At 69.2% G+C, this 18849-nt stretch carries 17 protein-coding genes; 11 read left to right on the forward strand and 6 right to left on the reverse strand.

The genetic code is table 11. The features are described 5' to 3' along the window. The first annotated feature begins 48 nt into the window (after positions 1–48). From ACIA58_RS14365 to ACIA58_RS14410, 10 genes are all read left to right on the forward strand, one after another. The gene (locus tag ACIA58_RS14365) at positions 49–756 is read left to right on the forward strand and encodes an SCO2322 family protein (protein ID WP_396404090.1); all 708 of its coding nucleotides are present in this window, start codon (positions 49–51) and stop codon (positions 754–756) included. Further along, positions 756–1841 carry a CbiQ family ECF transporter T component gene (locus tag ACIA58_RS14370; RefSeq protein WP_396404091.1) on the forward strand — a complete coding sequence of 362 codons (1086 nt, stop codon included), beginning with the start codon at positions 756–758 and terminating at the stop codon, positions 1839–1841. Before ACIA58_RS14365 ends, ACIA58_RS14370 begins: the two co-directional genes overlap by 1 nt. Further along, entirely contained in the window at positions 1838–3448 is a 1611-nt protein-coding gene (locus ACIA58_RS14375) for an ABC transporter ATP-binding protein (RefSeq protein ID WP_396404092.1), read from the forward strand. The genes ACIA58_RS14370 and ACIA58_RS14375 overlap by 4 nt, the downstream gene beginning before the upstream one ends. After that, positions 3445–4251, forward strand: coding sequence for an ECF transporter S component (locus tag ACIA58_RS14380; RefSeq protein ID WP_396404093.1), 807 nt, complete (start codon positions 3445–3447; stop codon positions 4249–4251). Before ACIA58_RS14375 ends, ACIA58_RS14380 begins: the two co-directional genes overlap by 4 nt. After that, entirely contained in the window at positions 4244–4771 is a 528-nt protein-coding gene (locus tag ACIA58_RS14385) for a bifunctional adenosylcobinamide kinase/adenosylcobinamide-phosphate guanylyltransferase (RefSeq protein ID WP_396404094.1), read from the forward strand. The genes ACIA58_RS14380 and ACIA58_RS14385 overlap by 8 nt, the downstream gene beginning before the upstream one ends. Next, positions 4768–5589 carry an adenosylcobinamide-GDP ribazoletransferase gene (gene cobS, locus ACIA58_RS14390; protein WP_396404095.1) on the forward strand — a complete coding sequence of 274 codons (822 nt, stop codon included), beginning with the start codon at positions 4768–4770 and terminating at the stop codon, positions 5587–5589. Before ACIA58_RS14385 ends, cobS begins: the two co-directional genes overlap by 4 nt. Positions 5590–5737: 148 nt before the next feature. Continuing rightward, entirely contained in the window at positions 5738–6913 is a 1176-nt protein-coding gene (locus tag ACIA58_RS14395; RefSeq protein ID WP_396404096.1) for an ROK family protein, read from the forward strand. An 80-nt stretch (positions 6914–6993) separates the two neighbouring features. Further along, on the forward strand, positions 6994–8067 hold the full coding sequence (locus ACIA58_RS14400; protein WP_396404097.1) for a sugar ABC transporter substrate-binding protein: 1074 nt from the start codon (positions 6994–6996) through the stop codon (positions 8065–8067). A gap of 136 nt (positions 8068–8203) precedes the next feature. Further along, positions 8204–9037, forward strand: a complete 834-nt coding sequence (locus tag ACIA58_RS14405) for an ATP-binding cassette domain-containing protein (protein ID WP_396404098.1) — start codon at positions 8204–8206, stop codon at positions 9035–9037. Further along, on the forward strand, positions 9034–10338 hold the full coding sequence (locus ACIA58_RS14410) for a sugar ABC transporter permease (protein ID WP_396404099.1): 1305 nt from the start codon (positions 9034–9036) through the stop codon (positions 10336–10338). Before ACIA58_RS14405 ends, ACIA58_RS14410 begins: the two co-directional genes overlap by 4 nt. Here ACIA58_RS14410 and ACIA58_RS14415 read toward each other — a convergent pair. Both ACIA58_RS14415 and ACIA58_RS14420 read right to left on the reverse strand, forming a co-directional pair. Next, positions 10301–11002, reverse strand: coding sequence for a response regulator (locus tag ACIA58_RS14415; RefSeq protein ID WP_396404100.1), 702 nt, complete (start codon positions 11000–11002; stop codon positions 10301–10303). The two genes, ACIA58_RS14410 and ACIA58_RS14415, sit on opposite strands and share 38 nt — an antisense overlap. Continuing rightward, positions 10999–13011, reverse strand: coding sequence for a sensor histidine kinase (locus ACIA58_RS14420; protein WP_396404101.1), 2013 nt, complete (start codon positions 13009–13011; stop codon positions 10999–11001). Before ACIA58_RS14420 ends, ACIA58_RS14415 begins: the two co-directional genes overlap by 4 nt. 140 nt (positions 13012–13151) lie before the next feature. On the opposite strand from ACIA58_RS14420, the gene ACIA58_RS14425 reads away from it, so the two are divergent. After that, complete coding sequence (locus ACIA58_RS14425; protein ID WP_396404102.1) at positions 13152–13712, forward strand: hypothetical protein; 561 nt, start codon at positions 13152–13154, stop codon at positions 13710–13712. A 64-nt stretch (positions 13713–13776) separates the two neighbouring features. On the opposite strand, the gene ACIA58_RS14430 is transcribed toward ACIA58_RS14425, so the two are convergent. The 4 genes from ACIA58_RS14430 to ACIA58_RS14445 all read right to left on the reverse strand — a co-directional run bounded on the left by ACIA58_RS14430 (position 13777) and on the right by ACIA58_RS14445 (position 18846). Continuing rightward, complete coding sequence (locus ACIA58_RS14430) at positions 13777–14796, reverse strand: ABC transporter ATP-binding protein (RefSeq protein ID WP_396404103.1); 1020 nt, start codon at positions 14794–14796, stop codon at positions 13777–13779. 27 nt (positions 14797–14823) lie between these two features. Continuing rightward, positions 14824–15951, reverse strand: coding sequence for an ABC transporter ATP-binding protein (locus ACIA58_RS14435; RefSeq protein ID WP_396404104.1), 1128 nt, complete (start codon positions 15949–15951; stop codon positions 14824–14826). A gap of 47 nt (positions 15952–15998) precedes the next feature. Next, positions 15999–16991 carry an ABC transporter permease gene (locus ACIA58_RS14440; RefSeq protein ID WP_396404105.1) on the reverse strand — a complete coding sequence of 331 codons (993 nt, stop codon included), beginning with the start codon at positions 16989–16991 and terminating at the stop codon, positions 15999–16001. Positions 16992–17088: 97 nt separating this feature from the next. Then, complete coding sequence (locus tag ACIA58_RS14445) at positions 17089–18846, reverse strand: ABC transporter substrate-binding protein (RefSeq protein WP_396404106.1); 1758 nt, start codon at positions 18844–18846, stop codon at positions 17089–17091. Between the last annotated feature and the right edge of the window lie 3 nt (positions 18847–18849).

An 18849-nucleotide genomic window follows, 5' to 3' on the forward strand; every position in this document is an offset into this window, starting at 1 on the left:
GCAGGCGGGACCTCCTCCACCGGGCTACGGCCCGAACGAGGACACGAGATGACTGCACACCGGACCGTACGACTGGTCTTCAGCCTGTTGGCGGGTCTCCTGCTGGCTGGGACTGTCGCAGCAACTACCGCCCAGGCCGAGGACGGCTACCGGTTCTGGGGCTACTACCAGTGGACCAGCGGCACCTGGGCTTTCTCCCAGAAGGGCGCCGACGCGTTCGTCCCGGCGGACGGGGGCATCGAGGGCTGGCGGTTCGCCGTCGGCGGCGCCAAGCCGCGGGTGCCGCGGGCGGCGGGCGACTTCGACGCGATCTGCGGCAAGACCCCGGCCGAGACCGGCAAGAAGCGGGTGGCGGTGGTCGTCGACCCGGGTACGCCGGAGGACGCGGTCACTGGTGACACACCAGCTCAGCCCACTGGCACCTGTGTGGTGACCGACCCGAAGTCGAACGGCGCCCAGGTCCTCGCCGCGGTCGCGCCGGTCCGGATCGAGAAGGGCCTCACCTGTGGGGTCGCCGGCTACCCGTCCAAGGGCTGCGGCGACCAGGTGAAGAGCATCACCGTCCCGGCCACCGACGCCCCTGTCACGCTGCAGGTCGGCCCGGCAGTGGGTTCCACGGCGGTCCAGCCTGCGCCGGCGTCCACGAAGGACGACAGCGGCGCGCCCTGGACCGGGATCATCATCGCGGCGGTCGTGGTTGTGCTCCTGGGCGGAGGCGGCTTCTTCCTGAACCGCCGTCGTACTGCGGCGAAGTAGTGCGCGCCGTCCACCACCTCACACTCCCCCGGGCACTCCACCCGGGGGCCTGGTGGTTGTGGGCGCTGTGCATGGCCGTGGCGGCCAGCAGGACCCGCAACCCGGTCCTGCTGGTCCTGATCCTGGCGGTGACCGGCTTCGTGGTGTCGGCGCGCCGCAGCGACGCGCCGTGGGCATACAGCTTCACTGCGTTCCTCAAGCTCGGCCTGCTGGTCATCGGCATCCGCGTGGTGCTGCAGGCACTGCTGTCGACCCGTGCACAGGGGAACACGGTGCTGTTCACGCTGCCGCAGATTCCGTTGCCTGACTGGGCTGCGGGCGTCAAGCTCGGCGGAGAGGTCACGGCCGAAGCCCTGGTGACCGCTCTGTACGACGGTGCTCAGCTGGCCGTCATGCTCTGCTGTGTAGGTGCCGCCAACGCACTGGCCAGTCCACGGCGCTTGCTGAAGTCGTTGCCCGGAGCCCTCTACGAGATGGGCGTGGCCTGTGTGGTCGCACTGACCTTCGCACCCCAGCTGGTGACCGACGGCCGCCGGATCCGCGCCGCCCGCCGGCTGCGCGGCCGCACGCGTGCCTCGTTCCGTACGACGGCGATGCCGGTCCTCGAAGGCGCCCTGGACCGCTCGGTGGAGCTCGCGGCGGCGATGGACTCCCGCGGCTACGGCCGTACGGCGCACGCCCCGCGCTCTCAGCGTCGACTCACTGCGCTGTGCGTATTACTGGGCCTGCTGGGCATCCTGCTCGGGGTCTACGCGTTGCTGACCGACTCCATGTCGTTCCCGCTCGCCGCCGGCGCACTAGCGGTCGGAGTACTGCTCGCAGTTGGCGCGATGGCGATCGGCCGTCAGCGGGTGGCCCGCACGCGGTACAGGCCCGATCCGTGGGCACTGCCGGAGTGGCTGGTCGTGGCGGCCGGCGCAGTGGCCGCAGGCGCGATGGTGACCGCCGCAGTACGCGGAGTGCACGGTCTGCTGCTGGACGGTCCGTTGGTCGTCCCACCGGTGCCTGTGCTGCCGGTTGTCGGCGTACTGATCGGACTGGTGCCCGCGCTGGCCGCACCGCCGTTGAAGAAGGCGGTCGCATGATCGAGTTCGACCGGGTGACGGTGACGTACGACGGCGCGAGCGAGCCGGCGCTGCGGGACGTGAGCTTCATCGTGCCCGAGGGTGAGCTGGCGCTCGTGATCGGACGGACCGGGTCCGGCAAGTCAACGTTGCTACGGGCAATCAACGGTCTGGTGCCGCACTTCACCGGCGGCAAGCTGTCCGGCCGGGTGCTCGTCGACGGACGGGACACCAGCAGGTACCGGCCGCGGGACCTCGCGGATGTGGTCGGGATGGTGGGTCAGGATCCGATGGCGGGGTTCGTGACGGACACGGTCGAGGACGAGCTGGCGTACAGCATGGAGTCGCTGGGCGTGGCGCCGGACGTGATGCGGCGACGCGTCGAGGAGACGCTGGACCTGCTGGGGCTTGCCGACGTACGAGCCCGTGCGCTGGCGTCGCTGTCGGGTGGACAGCGACAGCGGACTGCCATTGGAGCAGCGCTGACTTCCCACCCCGCCGTACTCGTGCTGGACGAGCCCACCTCCGCACTGGACCCGCAGGCGGCCGAGGAGGTGCTGGCGGCGCTACAGCGGCTGGTCCACGACCTCGGTGTCACTGTGGTGCTGGCTGAGCACCGGCTCGAGCGCGTGATCCAGTACGCCGACCGCGTGATCGAAGTGCCCGGTGGTGCCGCAGCTGTGTCGACAGGTCTGCCTGCTGAGCGCATGGTCACCGCGCCGGTCGCACCGCCCGTGGTGGAGCTGGGACGGCTGGCTGGTTGGTCGCCGCTCCCCCTGTCTGTACGAGACGCTCGACGAGCTGCGGTCGCGCTACGTCGTCAGCTGGACAGTGCCGCGCCGGTCCGGCCGGTTGCTGCGCTCGGTGATGAGCTCGCCCGGTGCTCCGATCTGGTCGTTGGCTATGGCACCGTCACGGCATTGCGGGGCGTGTCTCTGAGCATCAAGGCGGGCGAGGTCGTCGCGCTGATGGGACGCAACGGCGCTGGCAAGTCCACCCTGCTCAACACGCTCGTCGGCATCCTGCCGCCTCGGTCGGGCACCGCGGTAGCGGCCGGGACAGACCCACAGCGAACGAAGCCGGCGCTGCTGGTCAAGGCAGTCGGACTGGTCCCGCAAGAGCCTGCGGACCTGCTGTATGCCGCTACGGTCGCCGAGGAGTGTTCTGCCGCGGACTCCGACTTCAAGGTGCGCCCAGGTAGTTGCCGGGCGCTCCTCGAGCGGCTGGCGCCAGATGTGGCTGTGGACCTCCATCCGCGGGACCTGTCCGAGGGACAACGGCTCTGCCTGGCGCTGGCCGTCGTACTGTGCGGCGCTCCCCCGCTGCTTTTGCTGGACGAGCCGACGCGCGGGCTCGACTACGGCGCCAAGCGGCGGCTGGTGACGATCCTGCGCGAGCTGGCCGCGGCCGGGCACGCGGTGGTGCTGTCGACGCACGACGTCGAGATGGTCGCCGAGGTCGCTACCCGGGTGATGGTGCTCGCCGAGGGCGAGTTGGTGAGCGACGGCGAGACGGCCGAGGTCATTGCCGGGTCGCCGGCGTTCGCGCCGCAGGTGGCGAAGATCCTTGCCCCGTTGCCGTTCCTGACCGTTGGAGAGGTCGCTGACGCACTGGACCGGGCGTCATGAGGCTGATCCGGCTCAAGCCGCGGAGTACGGCGACGTTGCTGGTGGCCTCGCTCGTCGGGGTGCTCGCATTCGCCTGGCCGCTGTTCTTCCGGACCTCACAGGCGGGTGCGTCCGCGATCGGGCACACGACCGACGCGCCGTGGTTGTTCGTGTTGCTGCTGCCGCTGCTGGTGGCCGTCGTACTGGCGGAGTTGTCCGAGTCCGGCATCGACGCGAAGGTGATCTCGCTGGTCGGCATGCTGGCTGCGGTCGGCGGGGCGCTGCGCGCGTTGGGTCCGGGTACGGCGGGGCTCGAGCCCGGGTTCTTCCTGCTGGTGCTGGCGGGGCGGGCGTTCGGGGCCGGGTTCGGGTTCGTGCTCGGGGCGGTGTCGTTGCTGGGCGGGGCGTTGATCAGCGGCGGGGTCGGGCCGTGGATGCCGTTCCAGATGTTCGCATGCGCGTGGGTGGGGTGCCTGGCGGGCCTGCTGCCGCGGGTCGGTGGGCGGTTGGAGTTGCTGCTCCTGGCGGCGTACTCGCTGGTGTCGGGGGTGCTGTACGGCCTGATCATGAACCTGTGGTTCTGGCCGTACGCGACGTTCGGGAGCGACTTCTCGTTCATCCCGGGCGACGAACTGGCGGCCAACCTGCACCGGTACTTCCTGTTCGTGGTGGCGACGTCGCTGGGCTGGGACATCCCGCGCGGCATCCTGTCCGCCGGACTGGTCCTCGTGCTGGGGCGGCCGATCCTGAACGCGTTCCGGCGTACGGCGCGCAAAGCGGCGTTCGAGGCGCCGGTGGTCTTCGAGCGGAGGACCGATGGCTGACCGAACCCTCCTCCTCGGCGGAGCCCGCTCCGGCAAGTCCATCGCCGCCGAACGGCTGCTGTCGTCGGAGCCTGACGTCCTGTACGTCGCCACCGGCGGACACGACTCGGGCAATGCCGAGTGGGCCGACCGGGTAGCCAAGCACCGAGCCCGGCGTCCGGCCACCTGGGGACTCGCGGAGACCATCGACCTTGTCCCGCTGCTCGAAGCGTCCGGTCCCCCGCTGCTGATCGACTGCCTGACGCTGTGGCTGTCCCGCACCATGGACGCCGTCGACGTCTGGTCGGACCTGGGCCGGGCAGACCTCGTCGACCAGCAGATCGCCGCCCTGGCCGAGGCCTGGTCCGCCACCCCGCGCCGAGCGGTTGCCGTCAGCAACGACGTCGGCTCCGGCATCGTCCCCGCCGACTCCGGCACCCGCCTCTTCCGCGACCTGATGGGCCGCCTCAACACCACCATCTCCCTGGCCTCGGACCAGGTCCTCTGGACCATCGCCGGCCGAACCCTCCCGCTCACATGACATCCGTGCGAGGTCCCTCCGCGCCCCGGCCGCCCGGCTTGGCGGATGCCTTGCGCCTGTCGTTCGGCACCCTGACCGTCCTGCCTGCAGGTGTTCCCTCACGGGTCGACCGCGTGGTCGGCGGGCGGGCCATGATGCTCGGGCCGGTTGTCGGGCTGGTGGTCGGCGGGATCGCGGCCGGGGTGACGGCGCTGGCTCAGCTGGTCCGGCCGGATGCGGATCTCCTGGCCGCGGTGCTCGCGGTACTGGTGGTTGCCGGGGCATCGGGTGGCTTGCATCTTGATGGGTTGGCCGATTTCGCGGATGCGCTCGGGTCCCGTCGGGATCGGGAGACCATGTTGCGGATCATGAAGCAGAGCGACATCGGTCCGTTCGGTGTCGTCGCCATCGTCGGCATACTGCTCCTCGATGTCGCCGCGCTCACCGCCTGCATTCAGTCCGGCTACGGCTGGCAGGCCGTTCTCGTCGCCACCACTGCAAGCCGTCTCACCCTCGCTTGGACCTGCCGCACCTCCGTCCCTCCAGCGCGCCCCGACGGCCTGGGCACGTTCGTCGCCGGCACAGTCCGCCCGATCGCAGCTATCCTCACGACAGCCGCAGTACTCGCCGCCGCCCTCGCCTTGGCCTGGCTCTCATCGACACCATCAGCGACCCGCCTGGCCGGATCTGCCACCGCCGTCCTGCTGACCGTCGCCGTCGCCCTGGCCACCACCCGCCGGGCGAAATCCGCCCTCGGCGGCACCACCGGCGACGTCCTCGGCGCGGCGATCGAACTCGCCCTCCCAGCGGCGCTCCTGGCCCTCGCCCTGACCGCCTGACGCCCGCCTCCACCACCGTCCGGCGCCAGTGGTCTACTCTCGCGATTGAACGATCCAGTGGGGTAGTGACAGCGAGGTTGCAGACGATGTTCCTGGTTGACGAGCGTGGGTCGGGCGCGCTCGCCCCGCGATCCGTTATCTTTATGTAATGAACGCAACCCGCCCGGCCCCGGGCTCGCAGGCTTCGCTGCGCGAAGCCAACCGTGCGCGCGTTCTCGGAGTGGTCCGGCAGCACGGCCCGCTCACCCAGGTCGAGATCGCCGCCGCGTCCGGCCTGTCCGCGGCCACCGTGTCGAACATGGTCCGCGAGCTGGACCAGGCCGGCATGGTCGGCCTGTCCCGCAGCATCCGCAACGGCCGCCGCGCCGTACTCGTCTCGCTCGCGTCCGGTGGCGGACTGCTGGCCGGCGTCGCGTTCGGCGAGCGTGACGTCCGGGTCGCGATCGCCGACGAGTCCCGCGAGATCCTCGCCCAGCAGCTGATGCCGTTGCAGGCCGACCACGTCGCCGACGACGGCATGGAGCGCGCCGCCCGGCTGCTCGCCGACCTGGCCGAGACGGTGAGCTCCGGCGTCGAGAACATCTCCGCGATCGGGTTCGGGCTGCCGATGCCGGTCGACTCGGTCAGCGGCGAGGCCGGCTCCGACGCGGTGCTGCCCGGCTGGCGCGGCGTCAACGTGACCGAGGCGATGGCCGGTCACCTCCGCGCCCCGGTCGCGCTCGACAACACCGCCAACCTGGCCGCCTTGGGCGAACTCCGGGCCGGCGCGCTCCGCGGCGTACGCAACGGCTGCTACCTGAAGTTCTCGTACGGCGTCGGCGCGGGGATCGTGATCGACGGCGAGGTGTTCCGCGGCTCGGCCGGTACGGCGGGCGAGATCGGGCACGTCACGATCGACGAGAACGGGCCGATCTGCCGGTGCGGCAACCGCGGCTGCCTGGACACGTTCGTCGGATCGCGGGCCCTGATCAACAGCCTGGCCGCCTCGCACGGACCGCTGCGACTGAAGGACATCGTGAGTCGCGCCCTCGGCGGCGACGTCGGCTGCCGGCGGGTGATCGAGGACGCCGGCCGCCGGGTCGGAGTCGCGGTGGCCGGCGTGGTGAACCTGCTCAACCCCGAGGTGGTCGTCGTCGGCGGCCTGATGGCCGAGGCCGGCGAACTCATCCTGGCCCCACTGCGCGAAGCGCTCGACCGGTGCGCGATCCCGAGCGCCGCCGCGACCGTCGAACTCCGCCCCGCCGCGCTCGGCGACGAGGCCGACATCGTCGGCGCCATCCACCGCGCGTCGGTGCTGAGTCATACCAATATCTCCATTTCTTGAATTCAAGTCTTGACGCCAAGACTTCGGGAAGCTTGACTTCGGGGCAGGCCAATCGGGCCGTCTCGTCAAGGAGCCGCCATATGTCCGTCTCAGCAACCCGTCTCGTCGGCCTCGGCATTGCCGTCTCGGCCCTGGCCGTCTCCCTGGTGGCCTGTGGCTCGGACGATTCCGGCAGCGGCTCAGGCGGCGCGAAGAAGATCGCGCTGTTGCTGCCGGAATCGAAGACCACCCGGTACGAGGCGCTCGACCGGCCGCTGTTCACCGAAGCGCTCAAGGCCGCCTGCGGCAACTGCGAGCTGATCTACAGCAACGCCGACCAGGACGCGTCCAAGCAGCAACAGCAGGCAGAGGCCGCGCTGACCCAGGGCGCGAACGTGCTGGTCCTCGACCCGGTCGACGGCAAGGCCGCCGCCGCGGTGGCCAACTCCGCGAAGGGACAGAACGTCCCCGTGGTCGCGTACGACCGGTTCATCGAGAACGCCAACTACTACGTCTCGTTCGAGAACGAGGCGGTCGGCAAGCTGCAGGCCCAGACCCTGGTCGACGACCTCAAGGCGGCCGGCAAGACGTCGGGCAACATCGCGATGATCAACGGCTCGCCGACCGACCCGAACGCGGCCGACTTCAAGAAGGGCGCACACAGCGTGCTCGACTCGAGCGGGTTCAAGATCGCCGCCGAGTTCGACACCCCGGACTGGAGCCCGGACAAGGCGCAGGCCTGGATGGAAGGCCAGCTCAGCGCGATCAAGAACGGCCTGGTCGGCGTGTACGCCGCCAACGACGGCACCGCCGGTGGCGCGATCGCAGCGCTCAAGGGCGGTGGCGTGAAGCCACTGCCGCCGGTCACCGGCCAGGACTCGGAGCTGGCCGCGATCCAGCGGATCGTCGCCGGCGACCAGGCGATGACGATCTACAAGGCGGTCAAGCCGCAGGCCGAGGCCGCCGCGAAGGGCGCGGTGGCGCTGGCGAACGGCGGCAAGCCCGAGTCGACCACCGAGAAGAACGGCGTCCCGTCGACGATCCTCGACCCGGTCGCGGTGACCAAGGCGAACATCAAGGACACCGTGGTCAAGGACAACATCTACAAGGTCACCGACATCTGCACCGCGTCGTTCGCGGCCGCCTGCACCGCGGCCGGCCTGTCGAGCAACTGACCGCCATGTGACCGGAAACTGACCGCCCTTCGGCGTAGCCCCCCGCAGTGAGGTGCGGGGGGGCTGCGCCGGACCTCTCCCCAACCGCGCCCCCGGCGAGGATCATGGCGTGAAATAAGTCCAGGAGGCTCAACTCGTGACTGCTACCCCGGCCACCCCGGCTACCCCGGCCCCTCCCGACGTCGGCGCCGGTACGGTGCTGACGCTGCAGGGGATCTCCAAGCGGTTCGGCGCCGTACAGGCCCTGAAGAACATCGAGCTGGACGTCCGCGCCGGCGAGGTACTCGCCCTGGTCGGCGACAACGGCGCCGGCAAGTCGACGCTGGTCAAGACCATCGCCGGTGTCTACACCGCCGACGACGGGAGGATGGTGTTCGACGGCCGGGTGGTGCGGGTCGGCAGCCCGGCCGAGGCGCAGCAGCTCGGGATCGCCACCGTGTTCCAGGACCTGGCCCTGTGCGACAACCTCGACGTGGTGGCCAACCTGTACCTCGGCCGCGAGCTCCGCCGGGGCCGCGTCCTGGACGAGGTCGAGATGGAGCGCCAGTCCTGGGAGCTGCTCCGGCAGCTGTCCGCGAAGATCCCGTCGGTCCGGATCCCGGTCGCCAGCCTGTCCGGCGGGCAGCGCCAGACCGTCGCGATCGCCCGCAGCCTGCTCGGCCGGCCCAAGGTCGTGATGCTGGACGAACCGACCGCGGCCCTCGGCGTCGCTCAGACCGCCGAGGTCCTCAACCTGGTCGAGCGGCTGCGCGAGCGCGGCCTGGCCGTGATCCTGATCAGCCACAACATGGCCGACGTGATGGCGGTCGCCGACCGGGTCGCGGTACTGCGGCTCGGCCGCAACAACGGCGTCTTCGTGGTCAGCGAGACCAGGACGCAGGACATCATCGCCGCCATCACCGGCGCCACCGACAACGCGGTCTCCGAGCGCGCAGCGCGCCGGAGCCGGGAGGAGGGACCTGCCTCATGAGCCTGCAAGGATCTGGCACCCGTCCCCAGGACATCACCGATCCGACGGCGTCGGCAGAGCAGAACGGTGCGGCTCAGTTGCCGGCCGATCTCCAGGACGAGCGGCTGATCGCGAGCAGCGGGATCAGCGGTGCCGTGTCCGCGTTCACCGCCCGGCTCCGCTCCGGCGACCTGGGCTCGGTCCCGGTGGTCGTCGGCCTGATCATCATCTGGGCCGTCTTCCAGATCGCGAACGGCTCGTTCCTGTCCAGCCGCAACCTGGTGAACCTGACGTTGCAGACTACCTCGGTCGGAGTCATTGCCCTCGGCATCGTCCTGGTCCTGCTCCTGGGCGAGATCGACCTCTCGGTAGGCTCTGTCAGCGGCCTGTCCGCCGCGGTTCTCGGCGTCACCTTCGTCAACAAGGGTTGGCCGCTCGTACTCTCGCTGGTGGTCGGCGTCGCGCTCGGCCTGGTCATCGGCATGTTCTACGGCGCGCTCTACACCCGGTTCGGCGTGCCGAGCTTCGTGATCACGCTCGCCGGGCTGCTCGGCTTCCTCGGGCTGCAGTTGCTGGTGCTCGGCAAGGAAGGTTCGCTCAACCTTCCGTACGACTCGGCGCTGGTCGGCTTCGCGACCCGCAGCTTCCTCTCCCCGGCGATGGCGTACACCCTGATCGCGGCTGTCGTCGCGATCTACGTGCTGACCCGCCTCCAGACCCGGGGGGCCCGATCCGCTGCCGGTCTGTCGACGGCGCCTACCTCGATGATCGCGATCAAGGCCGTCGCGCTGGCGCTCGTGCTGCTGATCCCGGTGCTGATCCTGAACGGCGACCGCGGCGTCTCGTCGATGTTCCTGCTGTTCCTCGCGTTGGTGGTCGCGACCGATCTGATGGTCCGGCGTACTCGCTGGGGCCGCTCGGTCGTCGCGGTCGGCGGCAACGTGGAGGCCGCCCGGCGGGCCGGCATCAACGTGCGGATGATCTACCTGTCGGTGTTCGCGGCCTGCTCGACGTTCGCGGCGGTCGGCGGCCTGCTGGCCGCGGCCCGGCTGGTCGCGGTGAACCAGAGCAGCGGTGGCGCGGACACCAACCTGAACGCGATCGCGGCGGCCGTCATCGGCGGCACCAGCCTGTTCGGCGGCCGCGGGTCGGCGTACTCCGCGCTGCTGGGAGCGCTGGTGATCATGTCGATCTCCAACGGACTCGCGCTGCTGAGCCTGGACTCGAGCGTCCGCTACATGGTGACCGCCGGCGTGCTGTTGATCGCCGTCACCATCGACTCACTCAGTCGGCGGAGCCGTCAGGCGCACGGCCGGGCCTGACAGCAGGGTCGGGCCTGACAGCGGAGTCGGGTCTGAGGGCGCCGCGGGCCAGGAGGGCTGCTTCGGTTCGGTTGGCTACGCCGAGTTTGCCGAAGATCGTCGACAAGTTGTTGTTGACGGTCTTCGGCGTCAGCGCGAGCCGGGTCGCCATGGCGGTTGTCGACAATCCGGTCGCCAACAATTCGAGGATCTGACGCTCGCGTGGCGTCAGGGCCTGCAGCGGATCCGGCGGCCCGCTCACCCGCCCGGCCGCCGCGTCGAGCACGTGACGTGCGACCCCGGATCCGAGGATCGAGTCGCCCGCGGCAACAGCTTGGATCGCCCGCACGATCTGTTGCTGCGACGACCCTTTGAGCACGTACCCCGCCGCGCCCGCCCGGACGGCGGCCCGGACGGTCTCGTCGTCGTCGAGCATCGTCAACATGAGGACGCCGACCGCCGGCGCCACCCGCGCGAGCTCCTGGGTCGCCGCCACGCCGTCACCGCCGGGCATATGGATGTCCATGACGAGTACGTCGGGCTGCAACGTCACCGCGGCCCGGACCGCCTCCCGACCGTTCGCAGCGACGCCGACAACGGAGATCCCGTCCACCGAGGCGAGCAGCACCTGCAGCCCGTCCCGGACGACCGGATGATCGTCGGCCAGCACCACCCGAACCGTCATCGCGAGACCTCCAGGGGCAGACAGGTCTGGACGCGACCACCGGCCGCGGTCCCTTCGGCCAACAGCGTCCCACCCAACTCGGCCACTCGCTCGCGCATCGACGTCAGCCCCACGCCGGGCACCCATCGCCCGTTCACCGCCGGTCCATCGTCGACAATCGACAATGCGAGCACCCCCGCCTCGCCGCTGATCCGAACCTCGGCCTGACCGGCCCGCGAGTGCCGCGCGACATTCGTGAGCGCTTCGGTGACGATCCGGTACGCCGTGACCTCGACGGCCGCCGGCAATGCGTCCGGCACCTCGTCGGCTTGGACAGTCACCCGCAACGGCGATCCGTCCCCTCGTCGATCGACCAGCGCCGCATGCCGTCGTACCGCTTCCACCAGGCCGACGTCGTCCAGCGCGGACGGATGCAGCTGGTTGATGAGCCGCCGTACGTCGGCGATCGCACCGTCGACGGTCGCGCGGATGTCGGCGGCCAGCGAATGAACCTGGTCTGTAGAGAGGTTCATCACCGCGTCGGCGCGGAAGCCGATCCCGGTCAACGCCGGCCCAAGCCCGTCGTGCAGATCCCGCCGCAACCGCCGCCGCTCCTCCTCGCGGGCCGCGACGAGCTCCCGCCGCGACTGGTGTACGGCGTCCGACAACGCCTGCGCCCGCAACGCCACCCCGAGCGGCGCGGCCATCAACTCGAGCACGACCCGGTCCGCGGCCGACAACCGGCGATCCCCCGGCCGGACACCCACCTGCAACTCCCCCACCCGCTCGCCTGCGTGCCGCAAAGGAATTGCCTCCAGCAACGACGGCCGAACGCCGTGCTCGCCGCGAATCGCACCGACCTCATCCGTCAACGCGGCGTACGGCAGACGCAACGCCTGACACACCGCGGGCAGTACGTCGGCCGCCTGCGATGCCCCGGCCAACTGCGCCGCGACCGACGACGCGGCGCGCACTGGATTGCCCCGATCCCCGTAGAACAAGCGATCCACGAGCCGCTGCAGCCGAAGCCGAACCGGATTGAACCCGATTGCCACAAGCAACGTCGCGAGCACAGCTCCACTCGCGCTGATCCGCGGCCGGAGCAAACGATCGGCCAGCTCCACGAGCCCGAGGTACGTCGCCGCGACCGCGGCCGTGAGCAGCAGATACGTCACCGTCCGGGACCAGACCAGCCGGATGTCGAGCAGCTGGTACCGCAGTACGGCGACCGTCATCGACGCGGGGATCAGCGCGACCAGCACCAGCAAGATGATCGGGAACCCGGTGCTGCCGATGGGCCCGGCGAACCGCAACGACACGATCAGCGCTGCCGCAATCGTTGCCGCTAGCAACAACCAGAGCAACTGCCGCCGGACCCGCTCGTCACCACGCCGGTAGCGCACCACGAGTCCCGCGATCGCCGCCAGCAGGATCCCGGCCAGCAGCACATCCGAGATTGCCTGCAAGGGAATCAGCCCATCGAGCGCTGGGATCCGCAGCCAGGACACGGTTCGGTCCCGCGCCGCCGGACCCAGATCGCTCACGGCAGCCAGCGGATTGCGGTCCGCGCTGAACAGCAGGATCTGCAACGGAGCGTTGACCAGGGCAACAACCAGCACGGGCAGCCACGCGCGACCCGGGAGCCTGCCGTCCGGGAACACCAGCAACGCGAGCGGGATGAACAGACTGACCGACCACGGCCACAACGCCGAGTAGAGGGTCGCAGGCAACTGTGCCGAGCCGGAGCCCTCGAGCGCGTGGACCAGCCACGGCGTCACGGCCGGCGTACCGGTCTGCGCGATGCCTCCCCCGAGGAGCAGCCAGCCCAGCCAGTTCCGCGGCCGGTGCCACGCGATCAGACCGCCCGACACCGCGCAGCTGAGGCCGACCGCGAGGTTGGGGATCATGAAGCTGTCGCGGGCCGAGGCGAAACTGAGCCCGGTCACCATCGCGCCGACGACCGCTGCCACGGCCTCCAGCAGGACAAGGCCGAGCAGGATCCCCACCCAGGTCCGGCGATCGATGCTCACACTGCACATGGTGCGGTGCCGGACTACCCGCTGTCTCTAGGCAAATGTCCCGGCCTGCCCGGGTTCGGTGCCCTGTCGGCCCAGGTCGCCACGCGCCGAGCCTGGAGACTCACACACCGCTCCGCAAGGGGGAACTTCCGATGAGCACCATCACCACCACCGCCCGCTCCGCACTGCGCCCGCTCGGCTGGACGACCATCGTCGGTGGACTGGGCATCGTCGCCGCCGGCGCCGTCGCCGCGGTCGACGCGAACGTCGCCGACAGCGCCTGGTTCGGCTTCGCCGGCGCGAGCGCCCTGCTGGCCACGGCCGGCGTACTCGGGCTGCGTCGCGCGGTCGCCGTACCGCTTGCCCGTAAGGCGCTGGGCGCCGTCGCGGTCACGATGACGCTGTTCGCGCTGGCACACTTCTACGCGGTCGCGGACCAGGACCGGGCGATCCCGTTCTTCAGCGCGTGCATGATGCTGTCCGCGCTGGGCCTGATCGTCGCCGGCGTCGCGATCCTCCGAGCCCGCCTGTGGTCCGGCGCGGCCCGGGCGTTGCCGCTGGTGACAGGACTCTGGCCGCTGACCATCCCGATCGGCCTGGCGCTGGGCGACGTGCCCCACTTCGTCGCCATCGCGCTGTGGGGCGTTTGCTGGACCGCCCTCGGCCGGCTCCTGCTGTACCTGAGCGATCGGCCCGATCCTGTTGCTCGATGAGCGCCATGGCGGGAACAGGCATGAGAAAACCCCCGTCGCCGTTGACGGGGGCCTTCTCTGCTCGTTACGCGGTGGCGGCGGTCAGGTCTTCCTTCGGCTCCGCGAAGTGGCAAGCGGCCGTGTGCCCGGGAGTGGACTGCGGCTTGATCTCCAGCAGCGGCTCCTGGGTGGCGCAGATGTCCTCCGCCTTCCAGCAACGGGTCCGGAACCGGCAGCCGCTCGGCGGGTCGATCGGCGAGGGTACGTCGCCGACCAGCCGGATGCGCTCCTTCGGCGGCACCCCGCGGATCGTCCCGAGGTCCGGCGCCGCGGACAGCAGCGCCTGCGTGTACGGGTGCTGCGGGGCGTTGTAGATCTGGTCCCGCGAGCCCTGCTCGACGATCTTGCCGAGGTACATCACCGCGACCTCGTCACAGAAGTGCCGGACCACGCCGAGGTCGTGCGCGATGAACACGAACGCGATCCCGAGATCACGACGCAGGTCCTCGAGCAGGTTCATCACCTGCGCCTGGATCGACACGTCGAGCGCGGACACCGGCTCGTCGGCGATGATCACCTCGGGCTCCACCGCGAGCGCCCGGGCGATCCCGATGCGCTGGCGCTGACCGCCGGAGAACTCGTTCGGGTACCGGTTGTGGTGCTCCGGGTTCAGACCGACCCGCTCCAGCAACTCCTGGACCCGGGCGAGCTCCTTGCCCTTCTTGACCAGGTTGTGCACCCGCAGCGGGGTGCTGATGATGTTGCTGACCGTCTGGCGCGGGTTCAGCGAGCTGTACGGGTCCTGGAACACGATCTGCAACTGCCGGCGGAACGGGCGCAGTTCCCGCTCCTTCAGCTGCGCGATGTCGGTGCCCTTGAACACGATCTGGCCGGCCGTCGGGGTCAGCAGCCGGGTGATCATCCGGCCGGTGGTCGACTTGCCGCAACCGGACTCACCGACCAGGCCCAGGCTCGCGCCCGCCTTCAGCTCGAAGTTCACGCCGTCCACGGCCTGCACGACCTTCTTGGTCCGGCCGAGTCCGGCCGCTTCCTTGATCGGGAAGTGCATCTTCAGGTCGCGGACCTGCAACAGAGTTTCGCTCATATCTCCTCAGTCCCTGTCTGTCTGCCGTCAGCCCAGTCGCGGCGCGACCTCGGCCTCGTAGATCGAGGCCTTGTCGTGCAGGTGACAACGGGACGTATGGGCACCGGCGCCGTCCACCGGCAGCAGCTCCGGCAGTTGGGTGGTGCACAGCTCACCCTTCACCCGCTCGACGTACGGGCACCGGGCGCTGAACGAACAGCCGTCCGGCAGGTTCAACAGGGACGGCGGGAGACCCTTGATCGGGCGCAGCCGCTCGTTCGCCGCGGAGACGGTCGGGATCGACTCGAGCAGACCCCAGGTGTAGGGCATCCGCGGGTTCGCCAGCACGTCGGCGGCGGTGCCGTACTCGACGCAGCGGCCGGCGTACATCACCAGCACGTCGTCGGCCATCTCGGCCACCACCCCGAGGTCGTGGGTGATCAGCACGATCGCGGAGCCGAACTCCTTCTGCAGGTTGTTCAGCAGGTCCAGGATTTGCGCCTGCACGGTGACGTCCAGCGCGGTGGTCGGCTCGTCGGCGATCACCAGCTTCGGGTCGTTGATCAGGCTCATCGCGATCATCGCGCGCTGCCGCATACCGCCGGAGAACTCGTGCGGGTACTGCGCGAAGCGGCGCGGCGGGTTCGGGATGCCGACCAGCTCGAGCATCTCCATCGCCCGCTTCTTGGCGACGTCCTTGGAGACCTTGTGGTGCACCCGGTACGCCTCGACCAGCTGGTTGCCGATCGTGTACAGCGGGTGCAGCGACGACTGCGGGTCCTGGAACACCATCGACACCGCGTCGCCGCGGATCTTCATCAGGTCGTTCTCGCTCAGGCCGATGAGCTCGTCACCGCCGAGCCGGATCGACCCGCTGATCCGGGTCCGCTTGCGGTCGTGCAGGCCCATCACGGCCATGCTCGACACCGATTTGCCGGAGCCGGACTCGCCGACGATCGCCAGTGTGCGGCCGAGCGGGACCGAGTAGCTCAGTCCGTTCACCGCGCTGACCAGACCGTCCGCGGTGGGGAACTTCACGCTCAGGTCCTCGACCACGAGGTACGGCGTCTCACCACTGGGGTTGATCGAACCCATGCGGCGCTCACGGGTGGCGACCGACGGGCCACGCTTGGCGGCCGCGGTGGCGGCCGCCGGGGTGGCTGCACTCTCGGCCATGCTGTCCTTCCGGTCTTCGGGGGCCCTGTCCTCAGGGGCTGGGGTGCTCACGACAACCTCACCCGCGGGTCGATCAGGCTGTAGCCGATGTCCACCAGCAGGTTCATCACGACGATGATCACGGAGGCGACGAGCACGGTGCCCATGATCACCGGCAGGTCATAGCTGTTCAAACTGTCCAGCACCAGGACGCCGAGTCCGGGGAGGTCGAAGATCCGCTCGGTGAAGATCGCGCCGCCGAGACTGCCGGCGACGTCCAGACCGAAGATCGTGACGACCGGGATCAACCCGGAACGCAGCGCGTGCTTGTAGGTGACCACGCGGTCGGACAGGCCCTTGGCCCGCGCGGTCCGGATGAAGTCTTCGCTCAGCGTCTCGACCATGGAGCCGCGTGAGTACCGCGCGTACGCGGTGCAGTTGTAGATGCCGAGCACCAGCCAGGGTGTCAGCAGACCGGCTGCCCATTTCGCCGGATTGTCTGTGAGTGGTGTCCATTCACCCCGTGGAAGGATCGGATAGAGCACGGTCAGGTACAGGGCGACCATCAGCGCCACGATGTAGTACGGCACCGAACTGACCACCAGCGTGCTGGTCATCAGTGCCCGGTCGCCCAGGGTCCCGCGTCTCTTCGCCGCCATCGACCCGACGAACACACCGATCGTCAGCACCAGTACGGCGTACCCGAGCACGAGCGACACCGTCACCGGGAACCGGGACTTGATCATCTCGGTGACCGGGCGGTCGTTCTTGAACGAGAAGCCGAGGCACGGCGCCGCGCAGTGCTGCGTCACGCCCGACGTGGTGAAGTCGCGGCCGGTGAAGATGCCGCCGGTGTACTCCGCGAACTGCTGCACCTTCGGACGGTCGAGATGCAGGTTCTGCCTGATCTCGTTGTAGCGCTGCTGGGTGCACTGGCGCTCGCCGCAGATCGCACCGGCCGGATCGGTCGGCGCGACGAAGAACAACGCGAAGGTCGCGATGAGCGTTGCCAACACGACACTGAGCGCGCTGACCATTCGGCGCGCCACGAAATAGAGCACGGGGTTGTCTCCTCACCGATCGATGTGGTGCCCGGACGGTGGTCCGGGCACCACATCACCGTTCAATGACTGACTACTACTTCAGAACGGACTTGGATCAGGGCTGCTTCAGGAACATCGAGGTGAACTCGGGCATGCCCTGTGTCGGGTCGTTGATCGCGTGCCCGATGTTCTTGCCGATCGGCGAGTTGGTCGAGCTGTAGTACAGCGGCAGGACCGGGAGGTACTTCTCCAGGATGTCCTTGTCGACGTTCTTCCATTCCTTCAGCTGGTCGTCGGGCGACTTGGCCGTGACCGCGTCGATCTCGGCGTCCAGCGCCTTGTCCTGCAGCTGACCGACGCTGTTGCCGAGGGCGATCGCGTCGGACTTGAACAGCACCGGGAACCAGCTGGTGCCGCTCGGCCAGTCGGAACACCAACCGGTCGGGGTCTTGCCGATGTTCACCGGAGCGTTCTGGTCACCGGTGAAGGTACGGATCTTGGCCTTCGGCACGCCGATGGCGCGGACCTTGAAGCCGGCCTTCTCGAACATCTGCTTGCGCAGCTGCGTGGTCTGGGTCGAGATCTTGTCGTCGATCGAGTAGTACCAGCTGAGCTCGAAGTTCGACTTGCCGATCTTCGCCAGCTCGGACTTGACCTCGGCGGCGACGGCGTCGTCCTCGGCGCCCTTGCCGGTTCCGGTCAGACCCGGGAGCTCGTACTTGTCGAAGCCCGGGACGGCCGGCGGCAGGATCGTGGAGGCCGGCGGGTCGTCGGTCGGGTTCAGGCCGGCAACCTTGCGCCACGCGTCGTACGGGTGCGCCTTGGCGATCAGCTTGCGGACGTCCAGCGGAATCTTCCGGGTGTCCATCGTGTACATGATCGTGCACGGCGACTGGCCCTTGACGAGCTGCGACTGGTCCTTGACCTCAGGCAGCAGCGAGACGTCCAGGTTGGTGTAGTTCAGCGCGTTCGCGTCCGGACCGGAGCTGGCCAGCACCTGACGCTGGGCCTTGATCAGGTCCTGGCTGAACTTGAAGTCCCAACCGTCGACGTACTGGTGCCGCACCGGGTCGGTGGCCGGGTCCCAGCTGGTGTTCTTCGTCAGCTTGAGCTCGGTACCCGGGGTGTAGGACTGGACCTGGTACGGACCGGTCACCATCGGGTGCTGCTCGTAGTTCTTCTGGGTGTCCTTGGCCTGCGGGATCGGCGCGAACATCGGGAACGCCACGTAGTACGGCAGGTCGTCGAACTTCTTCGCCAGGTGGATGACGAGGGTGTTGTCGTCCGGCGTCTCGACACCGGAGTAGTTGGCGCCGTTCGGGCCGTACGGACCCTTGTACTTGTCGCCGTCCTTGAAGAACTGCAGCTGGTACGTCGGTCCGGCGTCGTACAGGTCGTGGGCGAAGGACCGCTTGATCGCGTAGGCGTAGTCCGCGGCCTTGACCGGCGTGCCGTCCTGGTACTTGATGCCCTGCTTCAGCTTGAACGTCCAGGTCAGGCCGTCCGCGGACTTGGTACCGAGGTCTTCGGCGAGGTCCGGAACCAGGACCGGCTTGTGGTCGGGGCCGTCCAGGCGGTACTGCGTCAGCGCCCGGTAGAACAGCTTGCCGATCTGGTTGCCGTCGACGTAGTAGATGTTCGTCGGGTCGAAGGTGTCCGGCGTCACGTCGCTGAGGACGGTGATCACGCCGCCCTTCTTCGCGCCGTCGACGTCAGCTGCGGGCCCCTTGGCAGTGGGGTCCGTGGCCTTGACCTGAGCGCCCCCCACGTTGTTGCTGTCGCCCTTGTTGCCGCTGTTCGACGACGGGCTGCCACAGGCCACGGCGGCCAGCATGACCGTCGCCGCTACTGCGGTTATCCGTTTCCACTGCATGGT

This window comes from Kribbella sp. NPDC051586 (assembly GCF_044453965.1).
Classification (GTDB): Bacteria; Actinomycetota; Actinomycetes; order Propionibacteriales; family Kribbellaceae; genus Kribbella.